This window comes from Acidovorax sp. PRC11, assembly GCF_031844105.1.
In the GTDB taxonomy this organism is placed as follows: domain Bacteria; phylum Pseudomonadota; class Gammaproteobacteria; order Burkholderiales; family Burkholderiaceae_C; genus Paracidovorax.
This window is the reverse complement of the sequence record NZ_JAUZUQ010000004.1, coordinates 144,194-160,819: the sequence shown is the minus strand read 5'-3', so window position 1 is coordinate 160,819 and position 16,626 is coordinate 144,194. Positions and strand designations below refer to the sequence as shown.

Below are 16,626 nucleotides of genomic sequence, written 5' to 3'. Positions count from 1 at the left end.
GCCCCGGCTTCGTCCTCTTTTTTTTCTTCCTCCCACCCTGCTTCATCCCACCCCATGCCACAGGCCAAGCTCGTCTACATCCTGTCTTTGCGCAATGCCGCCGCCGACCGCGCGGGCCGGCCCATCGACTACCGGGGCGGCCAGCGCTACATGCGCTCGCCGCTCGAATACCTGGCCCATGCCCTGGACACCACGCCGCTGGGCGACGCCTATACGCTGGAGGGCATCGTCTACGACGACGATCCGCAATCGCCGCGCGACCAGGCCGCGCTGCGCGACTACGGCTTCCGCCCCGAACCGGGCCGGCCGTGGATCGTTCCGCAGGGCCTCACGGTGCAGGGACGGCGGCTGGAAGACCTGCTGCACGCCGTGCCGTCTGCGTACCGGCGCCTGCCGCTCGGTGCGCTGCAACGGCCCGCGGGCAAGCAGGCCTTCGAGGATGCGCTGCTGTCCAAGTTGCGCGAGCTGCGCGCCGACGTGGTGGTGCTCGACGGCCTGCTGGTGATCCTGGATGCGCTGGTGCGGCCCGGGGCGCCGTTCCACCGCCGCATCGTCAACATCCACCCGGGCATCACGCGCACCGAGTCGCCCTACCGGCGCCGGGGCGCCTGCGCCACGCTGGACGCGCTGCACGGGGCGCGCGGCGAGCGCGTGACGGACTGGCAGCGCATGGCCATCGAGCCCGCGCCCACCGTGTCGCGCACCGGTGCCTCGCTGCACTACGTGGACAACGGCATCGATTCGGGCGAGGTCATCTACGACGTGCTGGGCACCGCGATCGAGCCCGGCGACACCATCCTGGAGCTGCGCTGGAACAACTTCCGCCAGAGCCTGTTCCCCGCGCTGCACCAGGGGCTGATGCTGCTGGCGCCGCACATCGCGCCCTTCGGCGCAACACCCGGCGTATCCGCCCGCACACCCGCCGCTGCAGTGACTGCGACGACCCAGGAGCTGTATGAAATTCGCTGACCCCCATGCCGAATCCACGAGCGGCGCAGATGCGGACACCGAGGCCCGCCCCTTCATCTCCTACGCGCAGGGCCGGCCGCACACCGTGCATGACCACAAAGGCACCTTCATCGTGCACGACGCCGCGCACGGCACCCGCTCGGCCTGGCGGCTGGGCCTGGCGGACGGCGGGCATGCACTGACGCTCGCCCAGGCCCCTTCCACCGCCGACGACGGCAACGCGGAGTCGGTCGCCACGGCCCATGCGCTGGCCGCGCTCGACGCGGTGTTCGCTGCCCATCCGGGATCGCGCGAGATCGCGTTCGGGGCACCGGGCGTGGCCCCGGCAACGGTGCAGGATCTGGCGGCCCGCGGCGTGCTGCTGCCGCGCCAGGGCGGCGGCTGGCGCGCCTGCAGCGACATGCTCTGGCAGCAGCCCGGGCTGTGGATGCCCACTGCGCCGCCGCCCATGGCGCAGCGCTTCGCGCTCACGGACGGCAAGTACCACCCCGTGCGCCCCCCGAAGCCCACCGGCGTGCTCTACCAGCGCTTCGTGCCCTGGCTGGGGCGCACGTTCTCGTTCCGCGCGATCGACCGCGAGGCGGATCTGCCGCTCTTTCACCGCTGGATGAACGATCCCGACGTGGCTGTCATCTGGGAGGAGCAGGGCGATCTGGCGCAGCACCGCGCCTACCTGGAGGCGATCGCGCGGGACCCGCACATGTACTCGATGATCGCGAGCCTGGACGGCGAGCCGTTCGCTTACTTCGAGATCTACTGGGCGCGCGAGAGCCGCATCGCGCCGTTCTACGACGTGCACGACTACGACCGCGGCTGGCACGTGCTGGTGGGCGATCCCGCGTTCCGCGGCAAGGCCTTCGCCACGGCGTGGCTGACGGCGATCTCGCACTACATCTTCCTGTGCGACCCGCGCACGCAGCGCGCCATGGGCGAGCCGCGCATCGACCACCACCAGCAGATCCGCAACCTCGACAAATCCGGCTATGCCAAGGTCAAGGAGTTCGATCTGCCGCACAAGCGCGCGCAGCTCGTGATGCTGCTGCGCGAGCACTACTTCTACGACGGTCTGTGGATGCCCCGCGCGTGAACCGGCGCGCAATGGGACGCTTACTTATTTGTTAATAAGAAACATTCTCATTACAATTCGAATTCGCACATTCCGCAGTTTCGTCCACATTCCATTCACAGAGGGGTTCTTTCCATGCGCCATCCATCCGTCCCGACCGCCGCGCGCCAGAGGCTGCTGCACACCGCCATCGCCACGGCCTTCGGAGCTTCCGCCGCCACGCTCTGCGGCACCGCCGCCTGGGCCCAGCAGGCCGTGTCCGCCCAGGCCACCCTTCCCCCGGTGACGGTGAAGGGCGAGACCGAGGAGAGCGGGACCGGCCGCGTCACCGGCTATATCGCCAAGCGCAGCGCCACCGGCAGCAAGACGGACACGCCGATCATCGAGACGCCGCAGTCGCTGTCCGTGGTCACGGCCGACCGCATCGAGGCGATGGGCGCGCTGACGCTGAAGGACGCGATCGCCTACACGCCCGGCGTGGGCATCGCGCCCTACGGCGCGGACTCGCGCTACGACTGGATCACCGTGCGCGGCTTCGATGCCTACAGCCCGGGCTTCTACCTCGATGCGCTGCCGCTGCGCAACAGCGGCAATTTCGGGGTCTGGAAGACCGACAACTACGGTGCCGAGCGCATCGAGGTGCTGCGCGGCCCGGCCTCGGTGCTGTATGGCCAGGGCAACCCGGGCGGCGTGGTGAACGTGGTGAGCAAGCGCCCGACCGCGGAGCCGGTGCGCGAGCTGCAGGTGCAGATCGGCAATCACCAGCGCCGGCAGGTCGCGGGCGATTTCTCGGGCCCGCTGAATGCCGACGGCAGCCTGCTCTACCGCCTGACGGGCGTGGTGCGCGATGCCGAGCTGCCCGCGGGCGGCATGCCGGACGACTACTACTACCTCGCGCCTTCGCTCACCTGGAAGCCGAACGCCGACACGCGCTTCACGCTGCTCTCGCAGTTCAGCCGCACGCGGGCCGGGGCCTACACGCGCACGCAGCCGGCGTACGGCTCGCTGCTGCCCACGGCCATCGGCACGCGCCTGTCGCCCGACCTGTACCTGAGCGATCCAGACTACAACCGATTCGACCACGAGCAGCAGATGGTCGGCTACCAGTTCGAGCACCGCATCGACGGCACCTGGACGGTGCGGCAGAACCTGCGCGCGGCCCACCTCGACCTGGACTACCGCCAGCTCAACCCGGGCACGTTCGTGACGCGCAACGCCGCCGATCCCAGCGATCCGGCCAACTTCCGCTGGCTGTCGCGTTCGCCGTTCGCCAGCAAGGAGAGCATTTCCTCGTTCACCGTGGACAACCAGGTACAGGCCGAAGTGCGTTCCGGCGACTGGCAGCACCAGATCGTGTTCGGGCTGGATTACCAGCGCACGCGCGTGGACCAGGTGAGCCGCAGCGGCGGCACCGCCCCCGTGCTGGACACGGCCGCGCCGGTCTATGGCGGGGGCGGGATCGAACTCGCCGCGCCCTACTTCGACGGCATCAGCACGCTCACGCAGACCGGCCTGTACGTGCAGGACCAGATCAAGTGGCGCGACCGCTGGGTGTTCAACCTCGGCGGGCGCTACGACGATGCCAAGGGCAAGCTGCGCGACCGCCCGAGCGGCATGAACTTCGACATCGACGACAGCAAGTTCACCGGCCGGGCCGGCGTGGTCTACCTGATGGATGGCGGCTGGGCGCCGTATGCGAGCTACACGCAGTCGTTCCTGCCCACGAACACCATCGACCCGACCACCGGCAAGCCCTTCGGCGCCGAGACGGCACGGCAGTACGAGGCCGGCGTGCGCTGGCAGCCCGAAGGCCGCAAGCAGAGCTACAGCGCCGCGGTGTTCGACCTGCGCCGCCGGAACTACATCACCTACGACGCGGCCACCTTCCTGCCGCAGCAGCGCGGGGAGATTTCCGTGCGCGGCCTGGAACTGGAGGCGAACGCCGAACTGCTGCCGCGCCTGAACCTCACGGCCTCCTACGCCTACATGGACCGGGCGATCGTGACCGAGAGCGCGAACCCGGCGGAGATCGGCCGGCAGGCCTCGGCCGTGCCGCGCAACCGCCTCTCGCTGTGGGCCGACTACCGCTTCGCCAGCGGCATCCGCGTGGGCCTGGGCGCGCGGTACAGCGGCAGCACGCGCGGCGAGAACGAGGCCGCCCCGGCGCGCGTGCCTTCCAACACGTTCTACGACGCCATGGTGGGCTACGACTTCCGCGAGTGGAGCCTGGCGCTCAACCTGCGCAACCTGACGGACAAGAACGCGCTCACGAACTGCGGCGCGACGACGTGCTACTACGGCGCGCCGCGTTCGGTGATCGCCACCGCCACCTACCGGTTCTGACCGTCACGCCGGGCCCGCGGGCCCGGCAGGTGTCTTTCCCAAAAACGAAGCCGGACGCGTTGCGTCCGGCTTTTTTGCGTGCGGGGCGCCGGGTGGGGCTCCCCGGTTGGGATCACAGCGCGACGGCCGCTTCCAGCGCGTCGAGCTGCGCGCGCAGGCGCTCGCAGAACTCCGGGTGGCGGATCACGGAAAGGTGGTCCGCCCCTCCGATGACGTCGTGGGCCACCACGCGCGCATGGGCCCGCCAGTCGCGCAGCGCCGGCGTGCGGTGCAGCGAGGCCTGCGCCTGCACGGCGTGCACCGCCAGATCCTGCACGCCGAAGTGCATGCGGGCCTGCCGCATGCGGCTGTCCAGCGTGGCCCAGAGCTGCAATTCGCGCGGCATGCCGCCCTCGCCGCCTTCGATGAAATCGAGCGGGAAGGCCCCGGTGCCCTCCAGCATGCGTTCCGCCACCCAGGCCCGCTCTGCCGCCGACATGCGCGCGAGCAGCGCATCCCAGTGCGCGCGCATCGCCGACCGCTCCAGCCACCGTGCCAGGGCCTCGTCCGCACGCTCGCGCTCCTCCGGGGTCAGCACGCGCGTGGAGGCCAGCGGCTCACCCTCGAACACGTCCACCATCGTGCAGTGCACCACCTGCACCGGGCCCTGGGGCCGGCACTGCAGCTGGCGCGCCACCTCCCAGGCGAGTTCCCCTCCGATGGACCAGCCCAGCAGCGCGCAGCGCCCCTCGGGTGCATTCGCCGCGATGAAATCCGCATAGCGCGCCGCCAGTGCGGGGATGTCGAAACCCTGCCAGCGGTGGCGCGTGTGGACATGGCTCACGAAGCCGAACACCGGCCGGCTGCCGGCCAGCGCCTGCGCGAGCGGCAGGAATTCACGCGTGCCGACCAGCAGCCCCGGCAGGCAGAAGAGCGGCACGCCGTCGCCCTCCGCCTGCAGGCAGACGGCGTCGTGGGACGGCGCTTCCGGCACGGCGTGCAGCCGCCGTGCCATGTCGAGCAGGTCCGCGGACTGCATGACGTCGGCCAGGCCGAAGCGGTCCGCATGGGGAAACGCCTTGCGGATGCGGGCCAGCAGCTGCAGGCTGAGCAGCGAATCGCCGCCCCGCTCGAAGAAGTTGTCGTGCCCGCCCACCGCCGGCACCTGCAGCACCTCCTGCCACAGGCCGGCGAGCGCGCGCGCCACCGGCTCGTCCGGCAGGCCGTGTGCGGCGGTGGCGGACGGCTCCTGCGGTGGCGGCAGGGCCTGCCGCTCGACCTTGCCGTTGGCGCTCAGGGGCAGCGCCTCCATCACCACCACGTCGCGCGGCACCATGTAGTCGGGCAGCGCCGCTTCCAGGCCGCGCCGCAGTGCCGCGGGTTCGACCGTGCAGCCTTCGCGCGGCACCAGGTAGGCCACCAGCCGCGCGCCCGCGCCGTGGCCCTGCGCCACCACCACGGCTTCGCGCACCCCGGGGTGGGCGCCGATCCGCGCCTCGATCTCGCCCAGTTCCAGGCGCAGCCCGCGGATCTTCACCTGGTGGTCGATGCGGCCGAGGTATTCGATGTGGCCCTGCGCGCTCCAGCGCACGAGGTCGCCCGTGCGGTAGAGCCGCCCGCCGCGCCCGCCCCGCGGATCGGCGACGAAGCGCTCGGCCGTCAGCCCCGGGCGGTTCAGGTAGCCGCGCGCCAGGCTGATGCCGCCGATGTAGAGCTCGCCCGGCACGCCGATGGGCACCGGGTGGAGCTGGGCATCGAGCACGTGGGCCTGCGTGCCGCTCACCGAGTGGCCGATCGGCACGGCGTTGCGGCCGTCGTCGCGGCAGGTCCACTGCGTGACGTGGATGGTGGTTTCGGTCGGGCCGTAGAGGTTCTGCAGCGTCGCGCCGCGCAGGCGCCGCAATGCCTCGCGCTGCGTCTGCACGGGCATCGCTTCGCCGCCGCAGATGATGTGGCGCAACCCGGTGCGCGCTTCGATGCCGGGGTGCGCGAGGAAGGCCTGCAGCATCGACGGCACGAAGTTCAGCGTGGTCACGCCGTGGCGCTCGATCAGCTCGGCGATGCGCTCGGGATCGCGCTGGTCGCCGGGGCGGGCCACCACGAGCCGGGCGCCGACGGTGAGCGGCCAGAACATCTCCCAGACCGACACGTCGAAACCGAACGGCGCCTTGTGCAGCACCGCGTCGTGCGGCGCGAGCGCATAGGTGCGCTGCATCCAGGCCATGCAGCTGGCGAGGGCCGCATGCCGGATGGCCGCGCCCTTCGGCCGGCCGGTGGAGCCGGAGGTGTAGATCACGTAGGCGAGGTTCTCGCCGTGCACGGGCACGGCCGGGTCGGTGGCCGGCTCCGCGGAGAGATCGAGCATGTCGAGGTCCACCCGGAGCACGCCATCGGCCTGCGGCAGCAGGCCGCGCGTGGCGCCGTGCTCCAGCACCCAGCGCACGCCGCTGTCCTCCACCATGTAGGCCAGGCGCTGGGACGGGTAGTCGGGATCGAGCGGCAGGTAGGCGCCGCCCGCCTTCAAGACCGCGAGCCAGGCGACCACCATGCCGATGCTGCGCTCCATGCAGATGCCCACGCGGGCATCCCGCCCCACGCCGAGCGCGCGCAGGCGGTGGGCGAGGCGGCTGGCGCGGGCATCGAGCGCCGCATAGTCCAGCACGTCGTCGCCGAAGAGCAGCGCCGCCGCGCCGGGCCGCTCGCGCGCCTGGCGGGCGATGGCGGCGTGCACGGGCTCATCGTGCGGCTCTTCGCAGGGGTTGGCGCTCCAGCGCTGCAGGGCTGCCGCCTCCTGCACGCCGAGGATGGGCACGTCGCCCACGGCGCATTGCGGGTCTTCGGCCAAAGCCCGCAGGATCGCGGCGTAGGCCTGCGCGAAGCGCGCCATGGTCTCCGGCAGGAAGCGGTCCCCGGGGTACACGAACTGCACCTGCAGGCCGCCGTCCGGCGCCTCGCGCGTGCCCAGCACCAGGTCGAACTGCGCCTCGGGTATGTCCAGTGCATGCTCGCGGGCGACGAGGCCGGGCAGCCGGGAGATGTCCACGGTGCGGGCCGGTGCGTGGTCCAGCATGACCTGGAACAGCGGGTTCACGCCGGCCGCGCGTTCGGGGCAGAGCGCCTCCACGAGCTGCTCGAAAGGCAGGTCCGGGCAGGCCTGCGCATCCAGCACGGATTCGCGGGCGGCCGCGAGCACGGCGGAGAGCGGGGCCCGGCCGTCCACCCGGTTGCGCTGCACCTGGGTGTTCACGCACAGGCCGATGACCCGGTCGATCTCCGGCCGGTGGCGGTTGGCCACGGGCACGCCGACACGGATGTCGCTCTCGCCGGTGAGCCGGTGCAGCAGCACCTGGAAGCCCGCCAGCAGCACGGTGAACAGCGTCGTGCCGGTGGTGTGGGCGAGGTCCCGCAAGGGGCGCACCACCTCCGCAGGCAATTGTGCGGCGTGCCGCGCCGCGGCCGCGCGCGCACCGGGTCGGCGCGGCCGATCGGCGGGCAGCTCCAGCACGGGCGTGGCACCGCCCAGCCGCTCGGTCCAGTAGGCCAGTTGCCGTTCGCGCTCGCCCGCGTCCAGCCAGTGGCGCTGCCAGGTGGCGTAGTCGGCATAGGCCAGCGGAAGCGGTGCCAGCGGGGCCGGCTCGCCGCGCAGCCGGGCGCCGTAGAGCACCAGCAGGTCTTCGACGAAGAGGCGCATCGACCAGCCGTCGGAGACGATGTGGTGCATCGCCACCACCAGCAGGTGCGTAGCAGGCCCCATGCGGATGAGGCCCACGCGCAGCAGCGGGCCGTGCTCCAGGTCGAAGGGCAGCGCGCTGATCCGCCGGGCCTCGGCATCGGCCTGCTCCTGCGCGGCTTCCGGCCCGCTGGCCGAGACGTCGGCGCGCAGGAACGCCCAGCCGCCCGGCGCTGCGGGCAGGATGCGCGGCACGCAGAGCCCGTCCTCCGTGGCCTGGAAGACGGTGCGCAGGGATTCGTGCCGCTCCAGCAGGCCGTCGATGCTGTCCGCGAGCGCCGGCTCGTCCACCGTGCCCTCCAGCCGCAGCGCGCCCATGATGTGGTAGGCCGCGCTGCCCCGGTCCATCTGCCAGAGGAACCACTGCCGCCACTGGGCGTGCGAGGCCATCGCCTTGGATCGATCCTGGAGCGGGACGATCGGCAGGCGGGCGAAGTCCACGCCCTGGCCCTGCAGGGCCTGCAGGAAGATGCGCTGCTTGTCGGGCGGCAGTTGCGCGAAGCGCTCCGCGATGCGGTGTGTGTCCAGGTCCATGGCGTTCATGCCTCCAGCGCGTCCAGCAGCGCGGCCATGCGCAGCACGTCGGCCGCCTCGCCGTCGGCGGACGGCCGATGCTCGGCGTCCACCCGGGCGGCCATCGCGGCCAGCACGGGGTTCTCGAAAAACGCCCGCAGCGGCAGCTGCAGGCCCCATTGGCGGTGCACCTGCGCCTGCACCGAAAGCAGCGCGAGAGAGTCGCCGCCGCACTGGAAAAAGTGGTCCTGCCGTCCGAAGCGCGACACGTCCTGCTGGAGCACCGCGGCCCAGATGCACGCCAGCGCGGCCTCGGTGTCGCCCTGCGGCGGCTCGTGGTGCGGCGCCTGCGGGGCCTGCAGCGCGGGCAAGGCCTTGCGGTCCACCTTGCCGTTGGCGTTGAGCGGCAGTGCGTCCAGCACGGCGATGCGCGCCGGCACCATGTGCTCCGGCAGGCGGCGCGCCAGCGCGGCGCGCAGAGCCTCCGGCTCCAGCACCGTGCCCGGATGCGCGCTGCACCAGGCCGCCAGCGACAGCGCACCGCCCGGCACCGCGGGCGCGGCGACCGCGACGGCCTCGCGCACACCCGGCTGCTCCAGCAGCGCGGCCTCGATCTCGCCGAGTTCGATGCGCAGGCCGCGGATCTTCACCTGGTGGTCCAGGCGGCCCAGGTATTCCAGGGCTCCATCGTCGCGCCAGCGCACCAGGTCGCCCGTGCGGTAGAGGCGGCCGCCTTCCCCGAACGGATCGGCCACGAAGCGCTCGGCCGTCAGCCCCGGCTGGCCGGCATAGCCGCGGGCCAGCCCCGCGCCGCCCAGGTACAGCTCGCCGGCCACGCCCGCGGGCACGGGCGCAAGCGAAGCGTCCAACACGTGCGTGTGCAGGCCGGCGATCGGGCGGCCGATGGGCACCGGGCCCGCATCGTGCGGCGCGCACGTCCAGTGGGTGACGTCGATCGCCGCCTCGGTCGGCCCGTAGAGGTTGTGCAGGCCCACGGGGCCGAGCCGCTCGAACACCTGCCGCACGGGCGGCTCGGGCAGCGCCTCGCCGGAGCACACGATGTGCCGCAGGCCCGTGCAGGCGCCGAGGTCCGCATGGGCGAGGAAGGCCTGCAGCATCGAAGGCACGAAGTGGATCGTGGTCACGCCGTGCCGCTGGATCAGTTCCTGCAGTTGCCGCGGCTCGCGGTGCGCGCCGGGAGGGGCCATCGCCAGGCGCGCGCCCACGGCCAGCGGCCAGAAGAACTCCCACACCGACACGTCGAAGCCGAAGGGTGTCTTCTGCAGAACCGTGTCGCCCGGGCCGATGCGGTAGGCCTGCTGCATCCAGGCGATGCGGTTGGCGAGCGCGCCGTGGCGGTTGCCCGCGCCCTTGGGACGGCCGGTGGAGCCGGAGGTGTAGATCACGTAGGCGAGGCTTTCCGGATGCAGCGCCGGACGCCACGCAGCATGGCGCTCGTCGGGGCCCTGTTCGGCCGCTTCCGCTTCGTGCGATGTTTCATCGAGCGGCAGTTGCAGCACCGGCAGGCCTGCGGGCAGCAGCGGCACGGTGTCGGCGCCGGCCAGGGCCAGCACCGGTGCGCAGTCATCCACCATGAAGGCGATGCGCTCCCGCGGCAGCTCCGGGTCCAGCGGCACATAGGCCGCGCCGGCCTTCATCACGCCGAGCAGCGCCACCACCATCTCCACGCCGCGGTGCAGCGCGACGCCCACCAGCGTCTCCGGCCCCACGCCCCCCGCGCGCAGCCGGCGGGCCAGCCGGTCCGCGCGGCGGTCGAGTTCCGCGTAGCTGAGGCAGACGTCGCCATGGACCAGCGCGGGCGCGTCCGGATGGCGGTGTGCAATCACTTCGAACTGGCGGTGCACCGGCTCGGGCGCATCCAGCCGCTCGCCGTTGATGGCCCAGGCCTGCAGCGCGGCGCGCTCCGTGCTGCCGAGCATGCGCACGGCGCCCACGGGGGCCGCTGCATCCTGCGCCAGCGCCTGCAGCAGGTGCGCGAGCCGGTCGGCCAGTGCTTCGCCGGCTTCGGGCAAAAGCCGCGACGGGTCGTGCCGCAGCTGCAGCGTCAGCACGGGCTCCAGCAGGGCCACCACGGTGACGGGGTAATGCGTTTCCTCGCGCTGCGCGGCCACGCGGGCCTGCAGGCCGCCGGGCAGCTCCCGGCCCAGGGCCTCGTCCACGGGGTAGTTCTCGAAGACCAGCAGCGTGTCGAACAGGCCCGTGCTGCCTTCCGCCCGGGCCCAGCGCTGCACGTCGTAGAGCGGCGTGTGCTCGTGCTCGCGCAGCCCCAGGGCCTGCGCCTGCAGGGCCCGCAGCCAGTCGCCCACCGGCTGGCCCGGCTCGGGCGTGCAGGCCATCGGCAGGGTGTTGATGAACAGGCCGACCATGCGCTCCGCGTCGGGCAATTCGGCGGGCCGGCCGGCCACGGTGGTGCCGAACACCACGGTGCCCTGCCCCGTGTGCCGCTGCAGCAGCAGTGCCCATGCCGCCTGCACCAGCGTGTTGAGCGTGACGCGTTCGCGCTGGCAGAAGTCCTGCAGCCGCCGCGTGGCCATGGCGTCGAAGCTGCGCAGTGCGCGCGCAGGCTCGGCCGGCGTGCCCGCCCCCGTGGCCGCGCGGGACACGGGCAGGGCCTCGACGAGGCGGGTCGGCTCCTCCACATCCTGCAGCGCGGCACGCCACCAGGCCTCGTCGGCCGCCGCATCGCGCGACTGCAGCCAGCCGATGTAGGCCGCGTAGCGCTGCGGCGCTGCGGGCCGGGCCGCGCCGCCGTAGTGGGCCAGCACCTCGGCCAGCACGCGGGACGTGCTCCAGCCGTCCAGCAGCACGTGGTGCAGCGTCCAGATGAAATGGTGGCTGCGCGGCCCCGTGCGCAGCAGCACGAAGCGCGTGAGCGGCGGCGCCGCCAGGTCGAAGCCGCGAGCGAGTTCACCGGCCGCCCGGGCGTCCAGCCGTGCCTGCAGGCCCTCGCCGGCACCGCGGGCGTCCTCCTCGTGCCACGGCAGCGCGGGGGCACGCTCCACCCACTGCAGCGGCCGGCCGCCCTGCGCGAGCACGCCGCTGCGCAGCACGTCGTGCCGGTCGAACACCGCGGCCCAGGCCGCGCGCAGCCGCGGTGCGTCCAGGTCTTCGAAATCCAGCCGCAGCTGGTTGGTGTAGGCGGGCGATGCCGGATCGAGCAGGCACTGGAAGGCCAGTCCCGCCTGCAGCGGCGACAGCGGGTACAGGTCTTCCACGCGCGCCCAGTCCAGCGCGAGCGCGTCCAGGCCGGGCTGGTCCAGCCCCGCGAGCGGGAAGTCCGAGGGCGTGGCGCCCTGCGGCGCCTGCGCGCAGTGGCCGATCAGCGCCCGCAGCTCCCGTTCGCATTCGGCCATCCAGCCGCGCACGGCGGCGGCATCGTGGCGCGCGCCGCTGAAGAGCACGTCCACCGACAGCGCGCCCGCGAGCACGCGGCTGTTGACCGTGAACTCGTGCAGCAGCGGGGCACCGGCATCCACGCCCGCGCCGGAGGGCTCGGGCGCGAGCGTCCAGCCGCCCGCGGTACCGTCCTGCGGCCTGTCGTCGAATTGGCCGAGGTAGTTGAACACCACCTGCGCGCGCGGCAAGGCCTGCAGGGCTCCGCGCTGGGCCGGCGTGCCGAAGTGGCGCAGCGCGCCGTAGCCCACGCCGCGCCGCGGCACGGCGCGCAGGGCTTCCTTCACGCGGCGCACGGCGTCGCGCAGCGGGCCGCGTGCATCGAGCGCCACCGGGTAGAGCGAGGTGAACCAGCCCACGGTGCGCGACAGATCCACCGCGGGATCGAGGTCTTCGCGGCCATGGCCTTCGATGTCCACCAGCATGCGTTCCTGGCCGCTCCAGCGGCACAGCGCGCGCGCCAGGGCCGTGAGCAGCAGGTCGTTGGCCTGGGTCCGGTAGGCGGCGGGCGCGTGCGCGAGGAACGCCTCGGTGGCGGCGCGGTCCAACCGGAAGGACACGGTCTGCTGGTGGGCCACCGTGCGCGGGCCTTCGGGGCGTGCGCAGGGCAGCTGCGAAGGGCTCCCGGCCAGGGCGGTCCAGTGCGCGAGTTCGTCGGCATGCTCCTGCCCATAGCGCTGCAGCACGGCCGCCCAATCGGCGATGCCGCTGGAGGCCGGCGGCAGCGCGGCCGGGATGCCCGCGAGGCCACGGGCGTAGGCCTGCTGCAGATCGTCCAGCAGGATGCGCCACGACACCCCGTCCACGACGAGATGGTGGATGACGAGCAGCAGCCGCGCATCCCCGCCCGGCAGGGAGACGGCCACGGCGCGCAGCAGCGGGCCGTGCTCCAGGTCGAGGCTGCACTGCGCCTGCTCGCACAGCGCACTGAGCTGCGCGGGGCCGTCGGCAGCGCGCACCCACAGCACGTCGTCCCACTCATGCCAAGCCGTGGCAGCGTCCGCATAGCGCTGCGTCCACGCCTCGCCCGCAGCGCCCCCGGTGCCTGTCTGCCGCGTGAAGCGCAGGCGCAGGGCGTCGTGCCGCTCCGCCACGGCGCGCAATGCACCGCGCAGGGCGTGTGCCTGCAAAGGCTCGGGGCTGCGCAGCAGCACCGCCTGGTTCCAGTGGTGGCGGGCCGGCATCGGCATGGCGAAGAAGTCGCGCTGGAAGGGCAACAACGGCACCTCGCCCTGCGCCGGGCCTGCAGCGCGGGCTTCGCCGCCGGAAGGGAGGCGCTCCACGACGGCTGCGAGCCGGGCGATGGTCTGCCGTTCGAACAGCTGCCGCGGCGTGGCGCGCCAGCCGGCCAGCCGCAGCCGGGCCACGATCTGCAGGCTCAGGATCGAATCGCCGCCCAGTTCGAAGAAGTTGTCGTCGCGGCCCACGCCGGCACGGCCCAGCACCTCGCACCAGACGCGGCCGATCGCCTGCTCGGCTTCGCCGCGCGGCGCCCCGCCCGCCTGCGCAGGCAGGGCCTCTGCGGGTTCCGGCAGCGCCTTGCGGTCCACCTTGCCGCCCGGGCCGGTGGGCAGGCGCTCCATCACGACGATGGCCGAAGGCACCATGTAATCCGGCAGGCTGCGCTCCAGGTGCGCGCGCAGCGCGGCCTCGTCCAGTGCGTCACCGGGCAGGGGTGCCGCGCCCGGGGCCACATAGGCCGCGAGCCGCGTGCCCTGTGCGGTCTCGCGGGCCACCACCACGGCTTCGCCCACGCCCGGCGCGGCGCGCAATGCGGATTCGATCTCGCCCGGCTCGATGCGGAAGCCCCGCACCTTCACCTGGTGGTCGGTGCGGCCCAGGTATTCGAGCTGGCCGTCCTCGCGCCAGCGCACCCGGTCGCCCGTGCGGTAGAGGCGCCCCCCGCCGGCCCCGAACGGATCGGCCACGAAGCGCTCCGCCGTGAGCCCCGGCCGCCCCCCGTAGCCGCGCGCCAGGCCCGTGCCGCCCAGGTACAGCTCGCCGGGCATGTGGCGCGGCACGGGCTGCAGGTCGGCATCCAGCACGTAGGCCGTGCGGCCCGGCATCGGCTGGCCGATGGGCGCATAGGCCTCGGTGAACGACGCCAGGGCGTCCACCTTCCAGAGCATCGGCGTGACGACCGCCTCGGTGGGACCGTAGCCGTTGATCAGCAGGCGCGGCCGCAGGTGCCGGCGCACGGCGTCGAAGCCGCCGCGCGGCATCGCCTCGCCGCCGAAGGAGATCAGCTCCATGGCGGGAGCCTCGCCGCCCGCGCGTGCGGCCCAATCGGCCACCTGCGCCAGGTAGGCGGGCGGGAAGCCGGCATGCGTGATCCCGCGCGTGCGCAGGGCCTGCAGGGTGTCTTCGGCCGTCCAGAGCGCATCGTCCCGCAGCACGACGGCGGCGCCGCAGCCGAGCGCGGTGAACAGCCGCTCGTGCGCGCCGTCGAAGGCGAACGAGAGGAAGTGCAGCTCGCGCGTGCCCGGCCCCATTTCGTAGCAGGCCGCCGTGTCCACGCAGTGCGCCGCGAACGGCCCGTGCTCCACGAGCACGCCCTTGGGCAGGCCGGTGGAGCCGGAGGTATAAATCACGTAGGCCAGTTGGCGCGGGCCGACCGGCGCAGAGGGACCGGCATCGCAGGCACCGGGCTCGTCCTCGCAGGCGATGCAGGGCACACCCGGCGGCACCGGGATGCACCCGACGAGGGCGCGTTCGGTGAGCAGCAGCGCCATGCCGCTGTCGCGCGCCATGTGGGCGAGGCGGTCGGCGGGATAGGCCGGGTCCAGCGGCACGAAGGCCGCGCCGGTCTTGAGGACGGCCAGCAGCCCGGCCACCAGTTCCGGCGAGCGCGACAGGGCGATGCCGATGCGGCGTTCCGGCCCCGCGCCCAGGGCCGCCAGGCGGTGGGCGAGGTGGTTGGCACGGCGGTCCAGCGCGCGGTAGCTCCAGGCGGCATCGCCGGCTTCCACGGCCACCGCATCGGGTTGCTGCAGCGCCATGCGCTCGAACCGGCGGTGCACGGGCTCGGCATACGGTTCGCCGCGCGGGCATTCGCCCCATGCGCGCAGCTCGCGCGCCTCGCCGTCGGCCAGCAGGGGCACGTCGCCCACGCACGGGTCGGCCATGCCTTCCAGCACCTGCTGCACGGCCGCGAGCAGCGCCTCGTAGTGGCCGGCCATGCGGCGCACCGTGCGGGCACCGAACAGCTCGCGCGCGTAGTGGAATTCCAGCCGCATGCCGCCCTGCCCGTCCTCCACCGCACCCAGGATCAGCTCGAACTGCGCCGTCTGGCCCGGGATGTCCCAGCGCTGCAGCGCCAGCCCCGGCAGCCGATCGAGCGCACGGTGGTCGTGCTGCTGGTAGTTGAACATCACCTGGAAGAGCGGCGGCGCGGCCAGGCTGCGGCCGGGCTGCAGGGCCTCGACGAGCTGGTCGAAGGGCAGGTCCTGGTGGGCCTGCGCCTCCAGGGCCGCGTCGCGCACGGAGTCCAACGCAGTGGACAGCGGCATGCGGCCGTTCAATGGCAGGCGCAGCACCTGGGTGTTCACGAACAGGCCCACGAGGCCTTCGGTTTCGATGCGCCCGCGGTTGGCGACCGGCACGCCCACGCGCACGTCCTGCTGGCCGCTCCAGCGGTGCAGGGCCACCTGGAAGGCCGCGAGCAGCGCCATGAACGGCGTGAGGCCGCGTGCCTGGGCCGCGGTGCGCAAGGCCCGCGCGCGGTCTGCGGGCAGATCCCAGGCATGCATGGCCGCGCGGTAGCGGCCATCGGCGCGGCGCGGGTGCTCCGCGGGAAGCTGCAGCACGGGCTGCTCGCCTCCCAGCCGGGCGCGCCAGACCGCGAGCTGCCGGTCCTTTTCACCCGCCTCCATCCATTGGCGCTGCCAGAGGGCATAGTCGGTGTACTGCACCGTGCCCGCAGGCTGCGCGGGGGCGGCCTCCGCGCTGCCCTCCGCCCCGCCTTCGCCCGCGCGGCGTGCGCGGTAGCGGTCGGCGAAGGATTCGACCAGCACGCGCAGCGACCATCCGTCGGACACGATGTGGTGCATGGCGACCACGAGCCGGTGCTCCGCCGCGCCCATGCGCAGCAGCGCCACCCGCAGCAGCGGGCCGTCGCCGAGATCGAAGGGCGTCTCGCAGCAGGAACGGGCGGCAGCCTCGGCGCGGGCGTGGCGCTCGGGTTCCGGCAGGTCCGCCAGATCGATGCGGTGGACCGCGAACGGCAGGGAAGGCAGTACCCGCTGCAGAGGGTGCCCCGCGGCATCGGCGCGGAACACGGTGCGCAGCGCGGGATGCAGGCCGATCACGTCGCGCCACGCGGCCTCCAGCGCGGGCACGTCGAGGTCGCCCCGCAGCACGAATGCGCCGGTGATGTGGTAGGCCGAGCCCTGCGGCTCCATCTGCCACAGGAACCACTGGCGCATCTGCGCATACGACAGCGGGGCCTGGCCGGTATCGCCCTCGCCCACTGCCCCTTCGCGCGGCAGGATCGGGAACTGGTCCATCGCCAAGCCCTCGGCCTGCATCTTCGCGTAGGCCGCGCGGCGCTGCGCATCGGTCAGCCGCAGGAAGCGCCGGGCCATCCGGACCTGGGGAAGAAGTGCATCCATGT

Annotated in this window: 5 protein-coding genes; 3 read left to right on the top strand and 2 right to left on the bottom strand. The window is 72.9% G+C overall.

The features are described from left to right. Positions 1 to 54 precede the first annotated feature (54 nt). The 3 genes from Q9R47_RS06340 to Q9R47_RS06330 all read left to right on the top strand — a co-directional run bounded on the left by Q9R47_RS06340 (position 55) and on the right by Q9R47_RS06330 (position 4,378). Positions 55 to 969, top strand: coding sequence for a formyltransferase family protein (locus tag Q9R47_RS06340; protein ID WP_311232362.1), 915 nt, complete (start codon positions 55 to 57; stop codon positions 967 to 969). After that, positions 956 to 2,056 (top strand): GNAT family N-acetyltransferase, encoded by a 1,101-nt coding sequence (locus tag Q9R47_RS06335; RefSeq protein ID WP_311232361.1) that lies wholly within the window; start codon positions 956 to 958, stop codon positions 2,054 to 2,056. The genes Q9R47_RS06340 and Q9R47_RS06335 overlap by 14 nt, the downstream gene beginning before the upstream one ends. 114 nt (positions 2,057 to 2,170) lie before the next feature. Next, positions 2,171 to 4,378 (top strand): TonB-dependent siderophore receptor, encoded by a 2,208-nt coding sequence (locus tag Q9R47_RS06330; protein ID WP_311232360.1) that lies wholly within the window; start codon positions 2,171 to 2,173, stop codon positions 4,376 to 4,378. Positions 4,379 to 4,490: 112 nt separating this feature from the next. Here the strand turns inward: Q9R47_RS06330 and Q9R47_RS06325 are convergent, their stop codons facing one another. After that, the gene (locus Q9R47_RS06325) at positions 4,491 to 8,621 is read right to left on the bottom strand and encodes an amino acid adenylation domain-containing protein (RefSeq protein ID WP_311232359.1); all 4,131 of its coding nucleotides are present in this window, start codon (positions 8,619 to 8,621) and stop codon (positions 4,491 to 4,493) included. A 5-nt stretch (positions 8,622 to 8,626) separates the two neighbouring features. Continuing rightward, a complete protein-coding gene (locus tag Q9R47_RS06320) occupies positions 8,627 to 16,624 on the bottom strand; it encodes a non-ribosomal peptide synthetase (RefSeq protein WP_311232358.1) in 7,998 nt (2,665 codons plus the stop codon). Between the last annotated feature and the right edge of the window lie 2 nt (positions 16,625 to 16,626).